Origin of the sequence: Mesorhizobium sp. M0140 (assembly GCF_040322475.1) — a bacterium.
Classification (GTDB): Bacteria; Pseudomonadota; Alphaproteobacteria; order Rhizobiales; family Rhizobiaceae; genus Mesorhizobium.
Map to the genome: position 1 here is coordinate 1 of NZ_JAMYTM010000022.1, position 18299 is coordinate 18299.

General features: G+C 64.1%; 19 protein-coding genes. 9 read left to right on the forward strand and 10 right to left on the reverse strand.

Annotation, left to right across the window (positions count from 1 at the left end):
• Window positions 1–145: 145 nt before the first annotated feature.
• Genes NKJ37_RS21180 through NKJ37_RS21200 form a run of 5 tightly spaced genes read right to left on the reverse strand, consistent with a single transcriptional unit; the run spans window position 146 to window position 4375 of the window.
• Window positions 146–919, reverse strand: coding sequence for a LamB/YcsF family protein (locus NKJ37_RS21180; protein WP_031212611.1), 774 nt, complete (start codon window positions 917–919; stop codon window positions 146–148).
• A 37-nt stretch (window positions 920–956) separates the two neighbouring features.
• Complete coding sequence (locus tag NKJ37_RS21185) at window positions 957–1346, reverse strand: acetyl-CoA carboxylase biotin carboxyl carrier protein (protein ID WP_023809521.1); 390 nt, start codon at window positions 1344–1346, stop codon at window positions 957–959.
• A complete protein-coding gene (gene accC / locus NKJ37_RS21190; RefSeq protein ID WP_023809522.1) occupies window positions 1336–2709 on the reverse strand; it encodes an acetyl-CoA carboxylase biotin carboxylase subunit in 1374 nt (457 codons plus the stop codon). Before accC ends, NKJ37_RS21185 begins: the two co-directional genes overlap by 11 nt.
• A 5-nt stretch (window positions 2710–2714) precedes the next feature.
• Entirely contained in the window at window positions 2715–3164 is a 450-nt protein-coding gene (locus NKJ37_RS21195; RefSeq protein ID WP_023809523.1) for an acetyl-CoA carboxylase biotin carboxyl carrier protein, read from the reverse strand.
• Between the two features lie 8 nt (window positions 3165–3172).
• Window positions 3173–4375, reverse strand: a complete 1203-nt coding sequence (locus tag NKJ37_RS21200) for a pyridoxal phosphate-dependent aminotransferase (RefSeq protein WP_352442509.1) — start codon at window positions 4373–4375, stop codon at window positions 3173–3175.
• 203 nt (window positions 4376–4578) lie between these two features.
• Between NKJ37_RS21200 and NKJ37_RS21205 the strand changes: the two genes are divergently transcribed.
• Entirely contained in the window at window positions 4579–5757 is a 1179-nt protein-coding gene (locus NKJ37_RS21205; RefSeq protein ID WP_352442508.1) for an NAD(P)/FAD-dependent oxidoreductase, read from the forward strand.
• A gap of 106 nt (window positions 5758–5863) precedes the next feature.
• Window positions 5864–6517, forward strand: a complete 654-nt coding sequence (locus NKJ37_RS21210) for a GntR family transcriptional regulator (protein ID WP_023809526.1) — start codon at window positions 5864–5866, stop codon at window positions 6515–6517.
• Between the two features lie 46 nt (window positions 6518–6563).
• Here the strand turns inward: NKJ37_RS21210 and NKJ37_RS21215 are convergent, their stop codons facing one another.
• The 5 genes from NKJ37_RS21215 to NKJ37_RS21235 form a co-directional block, all read right to left on the reverse strand.
• Window positions 6564–7013 carry a VOC family protein gene (locus NKJ37_RS21215; protein WP_023809527.1) on the reverse strand — a complete coding sequence of 150 codons (450 nt, stop codon included), beginning with the start codon at window positions 7011–7013 and terminating at the stop codon, window positions 6564–6566.
• A gap of 20 nt (window positions 7014–7033) precedes the next feature.
• A complete protein-coding gene (locus tag NKJ37_RS21220; protein ID WP_023809528.1) occupies window positions 7034–7813 on the reverse strand; it encodes an SDR family NAD(P)-dependent oxidoreductase in 780 nt (259 codons plus the stop codon).
• A 94-nt stretch (window positions 7814–7907) separates the two neighbouring features.
• Window positions 7908–9386 (reverse strand): aldehyde dehydrogenase, encoded by a 1479-nt coding sequence (locus NKJ37_RS21225; protein WP_352442507.1) that lies wholly within the window; start codon window positions 9384–9386, stop codon window positions 7908–7910.
• Window positions 9387–9394: 8 nt separating this feature from the next.
• A complete protein-coding gene (locus NKJ37_RS21230; RefSeq protein WP_023809529.1) occupies window positions 9395–9982 on the reverse strand; it encodes a thiamine pyrophosphate-dependent enzyme in 588 nt (195 codons plus the stop codon).
• A gap of 5 nt (window positions 9983–9987) precedes the next feature.
• Window positions 9988–10560, reverse strand: coding sequence for a thiamine pyrophosphate-binding protein (locus tag NKJ37_RS21235; RefSeq protein ID WP_023809530.1), 573 nt, complete (start codon window positions 10558–10560; stop codon window positions 9988–9990).
• A gap of 101 nt (window positions 10561–10661) precedes the next feature.
• Here NKJ37_RS21235 and NKJ37_RS21240 point away from each other — a divergent pair, with 101 nt between their 5' ends.
• The 7 genes from NKJ37_RS21240 (at window position 10662) to NKJ37_RS21270 (ending at window position 17786) form a co-directional block, all read left to right on the forward strand.
• Window positions 10662–11597: a LysR family transcriptional regulator gene (locus NKJ37_RS21240; protein ID WP_127267891.1), complete on the forward strand. Its 936-nt coding sequence runs from the start codon at window positions 10662–10664 to the stop codon at window positions 11595–11597.
• 105 nt (window positions 11598–11702) lie between these two features.
• Window positions 11703–12851, forward strand: coding sequence for an acyl-CoA dehydrogenase family protein (locus NKJ37_RS21245; RefSeq protein ID WP_023809532.1), 1149 nt, complete (start codon window positions 11703–11705; stop codon window positions 12849–12851).
• Window positions 12852–12860: 9 nt separating this feature from the next.
• The gene (locus tag NKJ37_RS21250) at window positions 12861–13601 is read left to right on the forward strand and encodes an NAD(P)H-dependent oxidoreductase (protein WP_352774914.1); all 741 of its coding nucleotides are present in this window, start codon (window positions 12861–12863) and stop codon (window positions 13599–13601) included.
• Window positions 13594–14724, forward strand: coding sequence for a CaiB/BaiF CoA transferase family protein (locus NKJ37_RS21255; RefSeq protein WP_128303855.1), 1131 nt, complete (start codon window positions 13594–13596; stop codon window positions 14722–14724). The genes NKJ37_RS21250 and NKJ37_RS21255 overlap by 8 nt, the downstream gene beginning before the upstream one ends.
• Before the next feature lie 10 nt (window positions 14725–14734).
• Complete coding sequence (locus tag NKJ37_RS21260; RefSeq protein WP_352774916.1) at window positions 14735–15577, forward strand: HTD2 family dehydratase; 843 nt, start codon at window positions 14735–14737, stop codon at window positions 15575–15577.
• Window positions 15571–16383: an HpcH/HpaI aldolase/citrate lyase family protein gene (locus tag NKJ37_RS21265; protein ID WP_352774918.1), complete on the forward strand. Its 813-nt coding sequence runs from the start codon at window positions 15571–15573 to the stop codon at window positions 16381–16383. Before NKJ37_RS21260 ends, NKJ37_RS21265 begins: the two co-directional genes overlap by 7 nt.
• A 26-nt stretch (window positions 16384–16409) precedes the next feature.
• Entirely contained in the window at window positions 16410–17786 is a 1377-nt protein-coding gene (locus tag NKJ37_RS21270) for an MmgE/PrpD family protein (RefSeq protein WP_352774920.1), read from the forward strand.
• The last annotated feature ends 513 nt before the right edge of the window (window positions 17787–18299 follow it).

Here is an 18299-nt window from a genome sequence, read left to right on the forward strand (position 1 = left end):
CGGGGGCGGGGTTTTACCCCCCCTGGGCGCTCCCCGCCCCCCCCCCCAACCCCCCAACCCCCGGGGGCACCCCCCCCCCGGTCGTGGGGTCCCACCCCCCCCCCGGGCCGGCCCTTGCCCCCGGCCCGCGTAACCGTTCGGTCGCTTAGGCCGCGAACGCTCTGACCCTGACGCCGCTTGCCTCAAGCCGTCTCCTGACATGCGCGGCGATGGCGACGGCAGCCGGCGTGTCGCTGTGGACGCAGATCGAATCGATCGGCGTCCGCAGCATCTGCCCGGAAAGCGTCTCGATGGCGCCTTGCTTGACCATTCGGACGACCCGTTCGGCTGCCCTCTCGGCGTCGTGGATGACAGCGCCTTCCAGCTTGCGCGAAACAAGGAAGCCTTCCTCCGTATAGGCGCGGTCGGCGAATATCTCGGACCTGACCGTCAGCCCAGCGTCGCGCGCGATCCTGTCCTGGAAGCCGAGCGCAATGACCAGGCAGATCAGGCCGGGATCGACGGCCTTGACCGCGCGCGTCACCGCTTCGGCGACGCCACGATCGGTCTGGGTAAGATTGCCTAGCGCGCCATGCGCCTTCACATAGTGGATCGGGTGGCCGGCATAGGCGGAAAGCGCCTGCGCCGCGCCGATCTGGTAGGCGACCAGCCTTTCGATCTCATCCATGGAATGCGGAATGATGCGGCGTCCGAACCCCCACAGATCGGCGAAGCTCGGATGCGCGCCAACGGCAACGCCCTTGTCGCGCGCCATCGAGAAGGTGGCAGCCATGATCTCGGGGTCGCCGGCATGAAAGCCGCAGGCGACATTGGCGGAACTGACGATGTCGAGGATCGCCGCATCGTCGCCGAGCCTGTAGGCTCCAAAACCCTCGCCCATGTCGGAATTGATATCGACCTGCAATCCTTGGGCCGCCATGGCGCTTTCCTCAGTGGTTCGAACCATCGCCTTTGCTTCACACCAGCTCGTAGAGCGGCGTGCCGTAGCCGACGACCGCTCCGTCCTCGATCAGCGCCGCGCCCAGCACGCCGTCTACCGGCGCGAGCACGGCCTTCAGGCATGGGCCGACCTGCAGGACGCCGACCGTCTCGCCCTTGCGAACCACCTGGCCAGGGTCGGCAACCGGCCGACCGGTCGTTGGATGATCGAGACGGAACACGCCGACGCCGGGCGCGCGCACGCCTTTGAAGACCGTTTCGGCCTTCGGGGCTTCGGCCGCGGGTGTCGAGGGAACAACGGATTGCATGTGCAGGCGCAACGAAAAGCCGGCCTCCGACACTTCGATCTCGCCGATGCCGGCGCTAACACACCAGCCGGCCAGCCTTTCGAGCTCCTCAACCGTCATCGCCGCCTCGTCCCTGGAGCAGACCGCCTTCAATGAGACGTTCAAGATGATGGATATCGAAGCCGCCGGCGGCAAAGCCGGGCTCCTCCATCAGGAGGCCGTGGAGCGGCGCGTTGGTGGCGATGCCGACAGCCTCCATCTCGCCCAGCGCGCCGCTCATGCGCCGGATCGCCTCGGCCCGCGTCGCGCCATGCGCCAGCAGCTTGGCCACCAGGGAATCGTAGTGCGGCGGCACGGTGTAACCGGAGTAGAGATGCGATTCGACGCGGATTCCCGGGCCGCCGGGCGGCGTCCAGCGCTCGACCCGGCCCGGATGCGGGCGAAAGCTGTAGGGATCTTCAGCGTTGATGCGGCATTCGACGGCGTGGCCCTGGATGCGGATGTCTTCCTGGCTGAACGACAGGGCTTCGCCCCGGGCGATGCGGATCTGCTCGCGCACGATATCGATGCCGGTGACAAGTTCCGTGACGGGATGCTCCACCTGCACGCGGGTGTTCATCTCGATGAAAGAGAAGCGCCCGTCCTCGTAGAGGAATTCGAACGTGCCCGCGCCTGTATAGCCGATGGTTAGGCATGCGTGGGCACACAGCTCGCCGATCTCGGCAATCGCCTCGCGGGCGATGCCGGGCGCCGGCGCCTCCTCAATGATCTTCTGGTGGCGGCGCTGCATGGAGCAATCCCGCTCGCCTAACCACACCGCCTTGCCATGCTTGTCCGCCAGAATCTGAATCTCGATATGGCGCGGGTGCTCAAGGAATTTCTCCAGATAGACTTGCGGGTTGCCGAAGGCCCGGTCCGCCTCTTTCACCGCCATCGAAACGGCTTCCAACAGAGCGCGCTGCTCGCGCACGATGCGCATGCCGCGCCCGCCGCCGCCGCCCGCCGCCTTGACGATGACCGGATAGCCGATGGCCTCGGCAATGGCGCGCACTGCCTGCTCGTCCTGCGGCAGCGCCCCCTCCGACCCTGCAACGCAGGGAACGCCGGCAGCGATCATCGTGCGCTTGGCGGAGACCTTGTCGCCCAAGGTGCGGATCGCCGCGGCCGACGGCCCGATGAAGGCGAGGCCGGCATTTTCGACGGCCTCGGCGAAGGCGGCGTTTTCCGAGAGGAAACCATAGCCCGGATGGATCGCGCCCGCGCCGGTGAGTTGCGCGGCCGCGATGATCTCGGCGATATTGAGATAGCTCTCCGTCGCCGCAGCCGGCCCGATGCAGATCGCCCTGTCCGCCAGCGCGACATGGCGAAGGCTCGCGTCGGCTTCCGAGTGCGCTGCCACCGTCTTCAATCCGAGATCGCGGCAGGCGCGCAGGATGCGCAGCGCGATTTCACCGCGGTTGGCGATAAGGACGGTGTCGAACATCGCCGCTAGCCCAAATCTTCGAGAACGAACAGCACATCGCCGGACTGCACGGCGGCATGGTCGTCCAACGCGATCTGGACGATCCGCCCAGCGCGATCGGATTCCACGACGTTGAACGTCTTCATGGCTTCGAGGACACCGACCTTCTGCCCTTCCACGACCACATCGCCAACCGAAGCGAGCGGCGGTTCGCCTTCGGTGCCGGAACGGTAGAACACGCCGGTCAGCGGCGCGCGGATCGAATGCCGCGCGATGGGCGGAGCTGTCGAAGCCGGATTTGTGAAGACGGCAGGGCCGGCGGCTGACCCCGACTGCGGCGAAGGCTGCGACGCGGATTGCGCCAGCACCCCCTGCCTGGACATGCGGATACGAACGCCATCGCGCTCGATCTCCAACTCGGCAATGGGCGAACGCGAGACAAATTCGATCAGCTTCTGGACGAAGTCGAGATCCATCGCCGGCCCTACCGCAGCGCTTCGACAGCCTCGGCGATACGCCCGATCGCTTTTTCGATCAGGTCCATCGACGTGGCTATGGAAATGCGGAAATGCGGCGACAGGCCGTAGGCAGAGCCCTGCACCACCGCGACCCGCGCCTGATCGAGCAGGTAAAGCGAGAAGTCGTCGTCGCTGCCGATAGGAGTGCCGTCCGGGCGGCGACGACCGATCAGGGCCGAGCAATTGGGATAGAGATAGAAGGCGCCCTCGGGCGTCCGGCAGGTGAGACCGGGAATCGCGCGCAGCAGATCCAAAGCGCGGTCGCGCCGTGCCTGGAATTCAAGCGCCCGAGGGCGAAGAAAGTCCTGAGGACCTTCCAGTGCGGCAATGGTCGCGGCCTGCGAGATGGACGACGGGTTGGACGTGCTTTGGCTCTGCACGGTCGCCATGGCGCGGATCAGCGGTTCCGGCCCGCCGGCATAGCCGATCCGCCAGCCGGTCATGGCATAGGCCTTCGACACCCCGTTCACTGTCAGCGTACGGTCCTTCAGCCTCGGCTCGACGCCGGCGATGGTATGGAAGGTTCGTCCATCGAACAGGATATGCTCGTAGATGTCGTCGGTCAGAACGTGCACATGCGGGTGATCGAGCAACACCCCCGCCAGCCCCGCAAGTTCGTCGCGGCTGTAGACGGCGCCTGTCGGGTTGGAAGGCGTGTTGAGCAGCAGCCATTTGGTGCGCCCGGTGATCGCGGCTCGCAGGGCTTGCGGTGTCAGTTTGAAGCCCTGCGGCTCCGTGCAGGGAACGACCACGGGCTTGCCTTCGCCGAGCAGGACGATGTCGGTGTAGGAAACCCAATAGGGCGCTGGGACAACCACCTCGTCGCCGGGGGCCAGCGTTGCCAGCAGGGCGTTGTAGATGATCTGCTTGGCGCCGCCCGCGACACTGATTTGCGAAGGCTTGTAATCGAGGCCGTTCTCGCGCCTGAATTTTCCGGCCACCGCCTTCTTCAGCGCGGCGGTGCCGTCGACCGCCGTATAGCGCGTCTCCCCCCTGCGCATCGCCTCGTAGGCCGCCTCGACGATGTGCGGTGGCGTTGGAAAATCCGGCTCGCCGGCGCTCAGGCTGATGACGTCGATGCCGGCCGAACGCATTTCGATTGCCCGCGCGGTGACCGCCATGCTGGGGCTTGGCTTGATGACGTCGAGACGGGGAGCGATGAGGCCCACGGGAAATCCTCGGCATGGCTGCCGCGACGTTGCCGGGCAGGTGATATCTGTTACAAATTGGATAATGTATTCTGTTTTTCACGTCAAACCTCTTTTTCTGCATCGAAGACCGGGTTATGTCTCGTTTTGGACGTGGACCGATAGAGGAAGATATCCAATCCTTGTCGCCGCGGATGATATTCGAGATAGGGAACGCGATTGGTATGGGCACAAACTATGATGTGGTGATCGTCGGCGGCGGCGTTGTCGGCAGCTCGATCGCCTACTTTCTGTCAGCCAATCCGGATTTCGATGGCAGGATCGCGGTGATCGAGCGGGACCCGTACTACACGGCGTCCTCGTCTTCCTTGTCGACCAGCGCCATCCGCCAGCAGTTCGGCACGGCGCCCAACATTGCCATGTCGAAGTTCAGCATCGACTTCCTGCGCCAGGTAAAGACGCGGCTTGCCATCGGCGACGAGTTGGCCGACATCGGCCTGCATGAGCCCGGCTACCTCGTGCTGGCGACACCCGAGCGGGCCGACGCGCAGCGTGCCAAGAACCGCGTTCAGCGCGGCATGGGCGTCGACGCCGAACTGATCGAGCAGGCCGATCTGGCGCGACGCTTCCCATGGCTCAACACGGACGATCTCGCCCTTGGCTCGCTCGGCCTTGGCAGCGAAGGCTGGTTCGACGGCCCCGGCCTGATGCAGGCATTCCGCCGCAAGGCACGCACGCAGGGCGTGGACTATCTTGCCGCGACCGTGACCGGACTGACCATGGCGTCTCCCGGCAAGGTTGGCGAAGTGGTTCTGGACAATGGCGACCGGCTTGCCGCCGGCACGGTGATCAACGCGGCCGGGCCATGGAGCGCGGGCATTGCCAGGATGGCCGGCGCCGACCTACCGGTCGTCCCGAGCAAGCGATGCGTCTTCGTCTTCGAAACACCGGCAAGGATCGAGAACTGCCCCTTCATCTTCGACACAAGCGGCCTCTGGCTGCGGCCGGAAGGTCAGCTCTTCCTGTGCGGTATTCCACCGGTACGCGAGAACGACCCGGACGATTTCGGCCTGGATGTGGACTACGACCTGTTCGACGAGTTGATCTGGCCAGCACTCGCCTATCGTGTGCCAGGCTTCGAACAATTGCGCATGCTGCGCGCCTGGGCGGGGCTCTACGAGTACAACACCTTCGACCACAGCGGCATCATCGGCCGGCATCCCGAGATCTCGAACTTCGTCCTGGCCACCGGCTTCAGCGGCCACGGCATGATGCACGCGGCGGCGACCGGGTCGGGCGTCAGCGACCTCATTGCCTACGGCGAGTACCGATCTGTCGACCTCTCGGCCTTCCGCTACGAACGGATCGCTGGCAATCAGCCTATCGAGGAACATGTCTACTGAAGCGAAACGGGCGACATGGCATCGCAGTGACAACGGTGCTATGCGTCCACTTCTTCAATCAAAACGGCGCCAGTCAACAAACACGGCGGCCGCCTCAGGCTGATTCATGCTCGTACAGAAGAAAACCATCTCGACCCAGGTCGCCGATGCCATCAGGCAGAAGATCCTGATCGGCGAATACGAGGCCAACTTTCAGCTGCGGCAGGAGCATCTGGCCACCGAGTTCGGCGTCAGCCGAATTCCGGTGCGAGAGGCGCTGCATCAGCTTCATTCGGAAGGCTTCGTCACGCTGGTTTCCCACAAGGGCGCCGTCGTTACCTCCATTTCCCTGGACGAGATTCTCGAGCTCTACGAATTGCGAGCCCGGATCGAAACATGGCTGCTAGCCCTGGCCATTCCAAGGATGACGGAGGCAGACCTCGCGCTGGCCCGCGAGCGCGCAAAGCAGCACCAGGAGCAGGGCAAGACAGGCGAGTACTCGAACCAGCTCAACTGGAACTTCCACGCCGCGCTCTACGCGCCGTCCGGCCGCAAGGCGACGATCGAACTGGTCGGGCGCATCTACCAGCAGCTGGAACGCTACACGCGCATGATGGTGACGCTCACCGAAATCCAGGCCCAGTCCGACCGCGACCACTGGCAGCTCATCGACCTGTGCGAAGCCAAGGATACGCTGCGCGCCGTCGGCCTTTTGGAAATGCATATCATCACCAGCGGCAAATTCCTGGTCGACCGGCTTGAGGAATTGCGGGGCAGCTGATCAGTCGCCCCGTCTCCTTGTCCAGCCCCAATCCTTCGCGCGAAGATCATTTGCCGGGCAGATTGGTCGCCCGGGTCAGCAGGATCACGCCTGCCTTGTCGGCTGTGTCGTAGTAGGTGAAGCCGGTGCGGTTTTCCCGGCGCCCGCGCATCAGCACGGCAAGTCCGTCGGTTTTCGCCTTGGTTTCGGCTGCGTCCGCATCACGAACCTCGAAGCCGATATGGAAGACACCTTCACCCTTGCTGTCGAGATGAATTCGCTGCGGTGAAGGATCGCCGTTCGGCTGGCACAGCTGCAGCTGAACGTTCGGCAAGTTGCAAATCCGATATTGCATCGCCTTGAAACCCTCGGGGCTTGGGACCTGCAGTTCTTCGTATTCAGCCAGCGGCGGATAGGGCTCCCATGGCCCGATGCCGATGGAGTCGTAGTAGGCCTGCGCCTTGTCGATATCGTGCACGACGATGCAGATGTGATGCAGCTTTTCGAAATTACCCATGTCGTCACTCCCCATTCTTCTCACTCCTTGATCGGGACCGTATAGTTCAGCACGCGGCGCCCCCCGTCGGGGTAGATCGTCTCGCCGGTGATGTAGGAAGCGTCGTCGCTGGCCAGGAACGCCACGACCGAGGCGATCTCGGCTGCCGTGCCGAGGCGCCCGAGCGGTGTACGCGAAAGGACCGCCCGTCTCATTTCTTCCGAATCGATGAATGTCCCGTCCATGACCATGTCCGTGGCGATGGTGCCCGGGCCGACACCGACCACACGGATGCCATGGGGAGCGAAGGCGACGGCCGCGGTGCTGGTGACCTGGTTCATGCCGCCCTTGGAGATCGCGTAGGTGGCGACACGCGGGTTGGCGAGGCCCGAATTGATCGACGACATGTTGATGATGACGCCGCCTCCACCTTGCGCGATCATCTGGCGGGCGGCCGCCTGGGTGCCCATGAACGCGCCCTTCAGATTGACGGCGAGAACCCTGTCGTAGTCCGCCTCTGTGATGTCGAGAAAGTCCTGGACCGGAGCGATGCCGGCATTGTTGACCATGATGTCGACACGGCCGAACTTCGCCACCGCCGCTGCAATCAGCCCATCGATCTGTTCCTTCTTGCTGACATCCGTAACGACCGCCAGGACGCTGTCGGTGGTGCCGATTTCAGCGGCACATTTTTCTAGCTCCACGGCATTGATGTCGCCGAGCACGAGCTTCGCGCCTTCGGCCAAAAAGCGTTCCGCGCAAGCGCGTCCGATGCCGCGCGCCGCGCCTGTGACAACCGCCACCTTGCCTGCCTGTCTCATGTCCAATCCTTCGATCATTTGTAAGTCGGCCACCGTCTCAAGGAGTATGGGCCGAGCTTGGCTACGGATGGGGATTCTCCCACCGAAGCCTAGCCTAGCGGATAACGAAGGGATTGGCGGTCTTGCCGGCGGTGTCTATCCACACCGTCTTGGTCTGCAGATAGGAATTGATGGCATCCTGCCCGCTTTCGCGCCCGATACCGCTCCTCTTGTAGCCGCCGAAGGGCGCCATGTAGGAGACGGCACGGTATGAATTGATCCAGACCATCCCCGCCTCCATTGCGGCCGCGCCGCGCAACGCCCGGCCCATGTCGCTGGTCCATATTCCTGCCGCCAGCCCGTAGGGGCTGTCATTGGCAATGGCGAAAGCCTCTTCCTCGTCGTCGAACGGAATGACCGAAAGGATCGGTCCGAACACCTCTTCGCGCGCGATCCGCATGGTGTTGTTCACGCCAGTGAAGATGGTGGGCTCGACGAACCAGCCCTCGGCCAATTCACCCGAGGCCGGCTTGCCGCCGCCCAGCACGCAAAGCGCACCCTCGCGGCGCGCGATGCCGAGATAGGACAGCACCTTCTCGCGCTGGGCTTGCGTGGTGATCGGCCCGACCTGCGTCTCTTGCAGCGCCGGATTGCCCAGTCGAGCGCTGGCCGCCAGCGTTATGACGCTCTCCACGAACCGGTCGTGGATTTTGCGATGCACCAGCAGCCGCGAACCCGCGATGCAGGTCTGGCCACTGGCGGCGAAGATGCCTGAGATCGCGCCGTTGACCGCGCCCTCGATATCGGCGTCGTCGAAGACGATGTTGGCCGATTTGCCGCCGAGCTCCAGCGTGACGACTTTTAGCTGTTCGGCAGCCGCTCGATAGACCGCGATCCCGCCAGGCTCACCACCGGTGAAGGCGATCTTGGCGACGTCGGGATGAGAGACGAGTGGCGCGCCGACATCAAGCGGCATGCCGGTAACGGTGTTGACCACGCCGGGCGGGAAGCCTGCCCGCGCAAACAGTTTCACGAACTCCAGCGTCGAGGCCGAGGCGTGTTCCGACGGCTTGATGACGACAGTGTTGCCTGCCGCCAGCAGCGGCGCGAGCTTCCATGTCAGGAGTAAAAGCGGCGAATTCCAGGGCACGATCGCTGCAATGACACCCAGCGGCTCGTGGCGGGTGAACGCGAACATGCCAGCCTTGTCGATCGGCAGCACCGCACCTTCGATCTTGTCGGCAAGACCGCCGAAATAGCGGAACCATTCCGGGATATAGCGCAGCTGTGCCGTCATTTCGGTGAGCAGCTTGCCATTGTCGCGCGTCTCGATGGCGGCAATGCGATCCGCGTTCTCCGCGATCAGCTCAGCCAGCCGCACGAGCAGCTTGCCGCGCGCGGTGGGCGTGATCCCGGCCCACTCCTTCGACCGGAAAGCAGCCTTGGCGGAGGCTACGGCGGCATCCACCTCGGCCTGTCCATCGCGCGGAATCAGCGCCCAGGGCCTGCCGGTGAACGGATCATGGCTCTCGAATGTATCGGCTGTCGATTGCAACCGACCGCCGACCGTGTTCTGGAAACTGACCAGCGCCATATCGGTCCTCAACAGGTGGTAAAGCCCAGATGGGCGCGAAAGCGGTTCTTGACCTCGACCGCGTCGCGCGGCGGCAGCGAGCGCGGCAGGTTCTCGGCGGTGATTTTCAGCACGAAAAGGCGCGGACCGTCGGCCGGATGCCGAAGCTCTTCACACAGCGTGTCGACCTCCTCCAGCGTACGCAGCTCGGCGGTCTTCAAAAAACCGCAAGCGGCCGCGACCTTGTCGAAACCAATGCCCTTGCCGGTATGGCTGGACTGCATGCCGGTCTCGCCGAAATGCTGATTGTCGAGCACGATCAGGTCGAGATTTTTCGGCCGCGCCACCGAGATCGTCGCCAGCGAACCGAACGCCATGAGCTGTTCGCCATCTCCGGTGATCACCATGACCCGCTTCTGCGGCTGGGCCTGGGCAAGCCCCAGGCCGATCAGCGCAGCACCGCCCATGGCGCCCCACAGATAATAGTTGTCGTTGCGGTCACCGGCAGCATGCACGTCGTAGCTCGGCGAGCCGAGACCGGTCACGACCAGGGCTCCGTCGCGGGCGTCAAGCAGCTTCTTCACCGCAACCCGGCGGTCCATCGTCGGTAAATTCATGTCGCTCACCACTTCTTCTTGCCGAGCAGCCGCTGCCCGATCAGCACGGCAATCTGCTGGTCGGCGTCGAAAGCCATCAAGGCTGCCTGCGCCACCGTCTCCACGAGATCGGGACCGGTCTCGGCGCGCAGCACCCTGAGGCCGATCGCCTTCAGCGAGGCCTCCGTCGCCTGCCCCATTGGCACCTGCCACGGATTGAACTCGGCCCACTCGCCTCGCATCGTCACCAGGACGAGCAGGGGAAAGCGCGCCTGCACGGGAAGCGACAGCATGTTGATGCAATTGCCGACGCCTGAGGATTGCATGAGCACGACGCTCCGCTTGCCGCCGAGCCAGGAGCCTGCGGCAATGGCGATGCCCTCCTCCTCCGTCGTCAGCACATTGGTGACAACCTCGGGATCCGTGCTGAAGCGCTCAATCAATGTGGTGTGGCCTGCGTCGGGCACGTAGGACATCTGGCTGATGCCGGCGGCCTTGAGCACGTCATAGACCGGATCCGGCCACTGCTTTTCAGACGCCGCCGGAGCGGCTGCAAGTGCTGCCGCTTGCGGATGTTTTGCTTCTATGCTCGCCGTCACCTTGGACCCCCGGGAATTTGGATTGGAACCAGGTTACCTCGGCTGTCCAATCTAATCTTCGTCCCTTTATTGTGATCAGATATAATGATATTCGATAGCTCATGGAGTTATCGCAGCTACGCACGCTCATCCACGTCGCCGAACTCGGCAGCCTCAGCAAGGCCGCCGACCGGCTGCACATTGCGCAGCCGGCGCTCAGCCGGCAGGTGCGCATGCTGGAGGAGGAATTGGGCTTTGCCCTTTTCCTGCGCCATGGACGCGGCATGGTGCTGTCTGAGCAGGGCAAGGAGGTGCTGGCGCACGCCATGCGCGTGATGGCCGAGATCGACGAGATCCGCGCCACGGCCACGCCCGCCGATGCGCCGCTAACCGGCGAAGTGGCCATCGGCCTGCCGCCCACCGTTGCCGACATTATTTCGCTACCGCTGGCGGCCGCCTTCGGCAAGGCCCATCCCAAGGCCAAGCTCAGGCTTGTCAGTGCCTACACCGGCTATCTGCTGGACTGGATGCACCGCGGCGAGGTGGACGTTGCGGTGCTCTACGACCCGCGCATGGCGCGTTCGCTGCGCTCGCGCCCGCTGCTCCTGGAAAACCTGTTCCTGATCGGACCGCCGGACGCGGGTTTTTCAACCGTGCGCGCCGTATCGTTCGCCTCGCTCGCGGGCAAGCGCCTGCTGCTGCCCAGCATCAAGCACGGGTTGCGCATCATCGTCGAACGCTGCGCCACGGATGCCGGCATCACGCTCGATGTCGGCATCGAAGCGGACTCATACTCCGCGCTGAAGGACCTAGTGCGCAACGGCCATGGCTGGACGATCCTGCCGCTCGCTCCTATCCATGCCGACGTGACCGCCGGGCTGCTCACCGCCGCGCCGTTGATCGATCCGGTGCCCGTGCGCCGCCTGATCCTTGCATACCCGGCGGACCGGCCTGCCTCGCGGCTGGCGCGGTTTGCCGGACAAGCGATCGAGGACATCGCCAAGGATCTTGTCGGGCGGGCCGTCTGGGTTGGCCAGCTTCTCGGTCCTCCGCCATAAGCATTTGAATTTCGTTATATCTGCTCACGCCTGCCTTGCATTGCGGATAGGGCGTCGAGGCGCGATAGTGAGGCCTGCAGCAAGACGAAAAGCCGGACAAACCTCATGGAACACTACCAGGACATTCGCGATGCCGTCGCCAGGTTGTGCGCGCGCTTTCCCGGAGAATACTGGCGCGCACTCGACAGGGACATGACCTACCCCGGTGAATTCGTCGCAGCGCTGACGCAGGCCGGTTGGCTCTCGATCCTGATCCCGGAGGCCTATGATGGCTCGGGCTTGCCGCTTTCGGCCGCCGCTGCCGTGCTGGAGGAAATCCAGCGCGCCGGCTGCAATGGTGGCGCCTGCCATGCCCAGATGTACACGATGGGCACGCTTGTTCGCCACGGCTCGGAAGCCCAGAAGCAGCGATATCTGCCGAAGGTCGCCACAGGAGAATTGCGCCTGCAGGCCTTCGGCGTCACGGAACCGAGCAGCGGCACCGACACCGGCGCGCTCAAGACTACTGCTCGCCTCGACGGCGATCATTTCGTGGTCAAGGGCCAGAAGATCTGGACCAGCCGTGCCGAGCATTCCGATCTGATGCTGCTGCTGGCGCGGACCACGCCGCTGAAGGACGGCATGAAAAAGACCGACGGCCTCTCCGTCCTCATCGTCGACATGCGCGAAGCCGTCGGCAACGGCCTCACAATCCGGCCGATCCGCACCATGATGAACCATGCCACCACGGAAGTCTTCTTCGACGATCTGCGCGTGCCGGTCGAAAACCTGATCGGCGAAGAGGGAAAGGGATTCCGCTACATCCTCTCGGGCATGAACGCCGAGCGTATCCTGATTGCCGCCGAGTGCATCGGCGATGCGAAATGGTTCATCGAAAAGGCCAGCACCTACGCAAAGGAGCGGCATGTGTTTGGCCGGGCAATCGGCCAGAACCAGGGCATCCAGTTCCCGATCGCAAGGGCCTACGCCAACATGCGCGCAGCTGAATTGATGGTGCGCCAGGCGCTGAGCCTCTACGAGGCCGGCAAGAACCCCGGCGCTGAAGCCAACATGGCCAAGATGCTGGCGGCCGACGCTTCGAACGAAGCCGCCAATGTCTGCATCCAGACTTATGGCGGGTTCGGTTTCGCTGAAGAATACGATGTCGAGCGCAAGTTCCGCGAGACGCGTCTCTATCAGGTCGCGCCGATCTCGACCAACCTCATCCTGTCATACCTTTCCGAGCACGTGCTTGGACTGCCGCGTTCCTACTAGGAGTCGTCCGTGAACGTCCTCATCGTCTACGCCCACCCGGAAGCAAAATCCTTCAACGGCGCCATGAAGGATCTCGCCGTGGAAACCCTGACCCGCGCCGGCCACGACGTGGTTGTCAGCGACCTCTATGCGATGGGCTTCAATCCTGTCGCAGGGCCGGGCGACATATCGGGCGAGCGCAACGATCCAGACTTCTTCAGCCTGCCGCGCGAGCAGACCGCCGCCTACGAGGCCGACGCACTCGCGGCCGACATAAACGCCGAGGTCGAAAAGGTGAAGCGGGCGGATTTCGTGCTGTTCCAGTTCCCGGTCTGGTGGTTCGGAATGCCTGCAATGCTCAAGGGCTGGGCCGATCGCGTCTTCGCGCGCGGTTTCGCCTATATGCCGGGCCGCAAATACGACACCGGCATGTTCAGGGGAAAGCTCGCCATGGTGGCCGCCACCACGGGCACGTCGGCCGACACCTACGCGCCCGATGGCATCGACGGCGACATCCTCACGGTGCTGTGGCCGATCCACAATGGTCTGCTGCGCTATTCAGGCTTCGACGTGCTGCCGCCCTTTGTCGCCTATATGCCGGGCCGTATCGGTGATGACGGCCGCAAGGCCTACCTGGAAGCCTACCGCAAGAGGTTCGAAGACATCGACGGCACGCCGCGACTGTTCTTCCACGCCGCCGAGGATTACGGCAAGGACGAGCGGCTGAAGCCCGGCGTGCTCGCTCGTTCCGGGGTGCAGCGCAATGTCTGACAGCGCCCGCCCGCTGGAGGGCCTGTTTGTCGTTTCGATCGAGCAGGCTGTCGCCGCTCCGCTTTGCACGGTCCGCCTTGCCGACGCCGGCGCGCGCGTCGTGAAGATCGAGCGCCCGGAAGGCGAAACCGCGCGTCACTACGATTCCGCAGTGGAGGGCATGTCGGCTTACTTCGTCTGGCTCAACCGCGGCAAGGAGAGCGCGGTGCTCGACCTGAAGACCGAGCACGACCTGGCTCTCCTGCGCCGGATGGTCGCGCGCGCCGACGTCCTCGTGCAGAATCTCGTGCCGGGCGCCATCGACAGGCTCGGCCTCTCGGCCGATACAATTGCGAAAGAGTTTCCTCGGCTGATAGCCATCAACATCGTCGGCTACGGGCAGGACACGCCCTACGCGGCCATGCGCGCCTACGACATGCTGGTGCAGGCCGAAAGCGGCATCTGCGCCGTTACCGGCACACCGGACACGCCGAGCAAGGTCGGGGTTTCCGCCGCCGACATCGCCACCGGCATGAATGCCCATGCAGCGATACTCGAAGCCTTGTTGGCGCGCCAGAAGACTGGGCGCGGTCGCATTGTCGAGATTGCCATGTTCGACGCCATGGCCGATTGGATGACCGTGCCGCTGCTGCACTACGAATATGCGGGCCGTGAGACCCAGAGATATGGCCTGGCGCACGCTTCGATCTACCCCTATCGACCCTATGCCTGTCGGGATGGCAGCGTGGTCGTGTCCATCCAGCAGAACAATGAATGGAAGCGCTTCTGCACGCTCGTGCTGCAAAGGCAGGATTTGTTCGCCGACGAACGCTTCGCCACCAATACCTGGCGGGTTGCCAACCGCACGGCGCTCGACGCCGTGATCGAACCGATCTTCGCGGCAATCGACTGCGACGAGGCCATAGACCGTCTCGACGAGGCGCAGATCGCCTGGGGCCGGGTGAGTGCAATGCGCGACCTGCCGCACCACAAGGCCCTCCGCCGGACGGAGGTGGCACTGCCGGACGGCAAGCGCATCGCAGTACCCATGCCTGCAGGGCGGCCGGAGGGATTTGCAACGGTTCCCAGCGTCCCCGCGCTTGGAGCCGATACGGACCGGATCCGGTCCGAATTCGCCCCCTGACGAGGACCTCATGAGCCTGGACACAAGCACGCTGCAGGAATGGGTTGGACGCACGCACGAGGTCGAGGATGTTGTGACCCCGCGCCTGCTGGCCAGCTTTGGCGCCACGCTTGGGGACCACGCGGCGCAGACTGCCGAGGGCGCGGCCGCGCCCGGACTGCACTGGTGCCTGACACCCGACATTGCCGAAATGCGAGAACTCGGACCTGACGGGCACCCGGCCAAAGGCGGCTTCCTGCCGCCGGTGTCGCTTCCACGCCGCATGTGGGCTGCCAGCGATGTGCGTTTCATGGCGCCGATCCGCTCTGGCGACCGCATCCGCCGCAACTCGACATTGACCGCCATAGAGGAGAAACAGGGCCGCACCGGCCCGCTCACCTTCGTCGCGGTCCGGCACGACATCGCCAACGATTCCGGTCCGGTCATCGAGGAGGACCAGACCATCGTCTATCGCGGCGCCGAAGCCGCTGCTGCGCCCCCTGCCCCGCCGGCCAATTCGCCCCTGGCCGCATCGCACGAGCGCACGATCAACGTCGATCCCGTGCTGCTCTTTCGATATTCCGCGCTGACGTTCAACGGGCACCGCATCCACTATGACGCGCCCTACGCCACGACGGTCGAGCACTATTCCGGGCTCGTCATCCATGGCCCGTTGCAGGCGACGCTGCTGATGAACTTCGCCACCGCCATTGCCGGCACGTCGCCGCGCCGCTTCTCATTCCGCGGCGTCCATCCGGCGAGCGGCCCACAGAGCCTGGTCCTGAGTGCAACAGCCCGAGACAAGGACGGCATGGCGTTGGAGGTGCGGTCGGCGGACGGGCATGTAACGGTGAAGGCCACGGCGCAATGGTGAGCTTCGTCACGCCTGTCGTACCGCTTTTCGTGCCGGGCTCGCGGCCGGAACGGTTTGCCAAGGCCGACGGCAGCGGCGCGGACGCAGTCATTCTCGACCTCGAGGATGCCGTAGCCCCTTGCGACAAGGACCGCGCTCGCGAAGCGATTCTCGCCAATGCGGCCACGCTGAAATCCGCCGTTGTGGTCCGCATCAACGCCGCGGGAACACCCTGGCACGAAGCGGACATCGACGCCGTGCGGCGCCTCGACGGCGTCTCCATCATGCTGCCCAAGGCCGAACGTCCGGAGGACATTGCCGATATGGCCAAGCACATGGCACGCAGCGTTTCCGTCATCGCGCTGGTCGAGAGCGCCGTCGGCCTCGCCAACCTGCCGGACATATTGGCCACGCCCGGCGTCGTTGCCGTCGCCTTCGGCTCGGTCGACTTCTCGCTCGATCTCGGTTGCGCGCATGATCGGCTGATCCTGCTTGCGGCTCGCAGCGAAATCGTCTGGCGCTCGCGCGCCGCTGGCCGGGCCGCGCCGATCGACGGCGCAACGACCGACCTGAGCAATCCTGAAATCACGGAGGATGACGCCCGCCACGCCATGAAGATGGGTTTTGGCGGCAAGATGGCCATCCATCCGAGGCAGATCGAGCCGATTCGCAATGGCTTTCGCCCGAGCGAAAATGACATCACATGGGCACGCGACATCATTGGCGCGGCCTCATCAGGCGAAGCCAGCCAGGTGAACGGCGAGATGGTGGATCGGCCGGTCATCGAACGTGCAAGGCAGGTCCTGCGCCGGGCCGCTTTGGTCTAAAGGGCATGCCAGAGGAGGAGCAACAGATGAGCACGGACACCGCCGATTGGCCGACCGCCAGGCTCTGCTCGTTCATCGCCGAACTCGACTTCGAACAGATCCCGCCGCGCGTCGTTCATTTCGCGAAAGGACTGATGATCGACTGGCTCGGCTCGGCGCTGGCCGGCAAGGGTGCGCACCAGGTCGAGATCATCGACGGCTTTGCGCGTGCCATGGGGCCGGCGGACGGCCCAAGCACCATCATCCCGACGCGGCGGCGCACAAGCCCCTATTTCGCGGCGATGGTCAATGCGGCGGCCTCCCATATCGTGGAACAGGACGACGTTCACAACGGCTCGGTCTTTCACCCGGCGGCCGTGATCTTTCCGGCGGTCCTGGCGGTTGCCGAGGCTGAGGGGAAGACCGGCCGCGACGTCCTGACTGCCTGCATCGCCGGCTATGAAGTGGGCATCCGCGTAGGAGAATTCCTCGGACGCTCGCACTACGAGATATTCCACACCACCGGCACCGCTGGCGCTGTCGCCGCGGCCGCGGCGGTCGGCAGATTGATCGGACTGGACGCAGCCGGTCTCAACCATGCTCTCGGCTCCGCCGGCACCCAGGCGGCAGGGCTCTGGGAATTCTTGCGCGATGCCGCCGATTCCAAGCAGCTTCATACGGCGCGAGCCGCCGCCAACGGCCTGTTTTCTGCCTATCTGGCACGCGATGGCTTCAAGGGGGCCGCGCAGATCCTCGAAGGGAAAAAGGGCATGGCTTCAGGCATGTCCAGCGACGCCGATCCGGCCCGCCTGACGGACGGCCTCGGCAGCCGTTGGGCAACCGAGGAGACCTCCTTCAAATGGCACGCCGCCTGCCGGCACACCCATCCGGCCGCTGATGCGCTGCAGCTTCTCATGCGCCGCGAGGGGCTCGGTCCGGACGACATCGCTGATGTGGTAACCCATGTCCATCAGGGAGCCATCGATGTCCTGGGCGCGGTGGTCATTCCACAAACCGTCCACCAGGCGAAGTTCTCCATGGGCACAGTGTTGGGCCTCATCGCCGTCCATGGCGTCGCCGATCTCGACGCGTTCGAACACCAAGCACTTGCCGACACGCGCGTCGCCCGTTTCCGCGCCAAGGTGCGGATGGAGTTCGACGCCGAGATCGACAGACTTTATCCCAAGCAATGGGTCGGCAAGGTGAGCGTCATGACCATTGACGGCCGCAAACTCGATACCCGCGTCGACGAGCCCAAGGGAGACCCCGGCAACACGCTTGCGAAACAGGAACTGGAAGCCAAGGCGATACGCCTTGCCGAATTCCGAGGCGGCGCCACCGCCGACGAGATGCGCGCGTGTATAGCCCGCATCTGGAGACTCGATCAGCCCGGAAGCACGGCGCATATATTTGCAAAGCCGTAGTCCGCTATGGCGCCGAACGCTCGAGCTCGTTCAAACCCTCCCATTTCATACGTCGTTGCCGCCGATCGCCGCATGGATCGCTGAGCGGCTGTTCCGACACCGGAATTTCCGTATTGCGTGTCACATGTGTTTCAGTGAGAAGGAGATTGAGAGCGCAGGCTCAAAATATTTTCCTTCGAACGCCAGGAGATTGGCCGAGTCTGATGAATCAACCCATGAGAGATTTGGCGTAAACTACTATTGATAATGGTGGGCCCGGAGGGCATATTAAAATCCTTCGTTTTGTTGAGTTTTTCGTGGGCCAGAATCTGAAAGCTTCCCGTATCGTTTCGTATGCTCCCGCGACCCCAAACTGCCGACCATAGCTGACCTCGTTTTACGAACGTTGGGAGCAGGGTCCAGAACGGCGGAAATGGGGCCGGAACCTGACTGGCAGCTTCGCGACTTCGGGATGGCCCTAGCGGACGTAGTCTGGAATGTCCCATCGGAGACTCGACGACGTCGCTAGGCGAG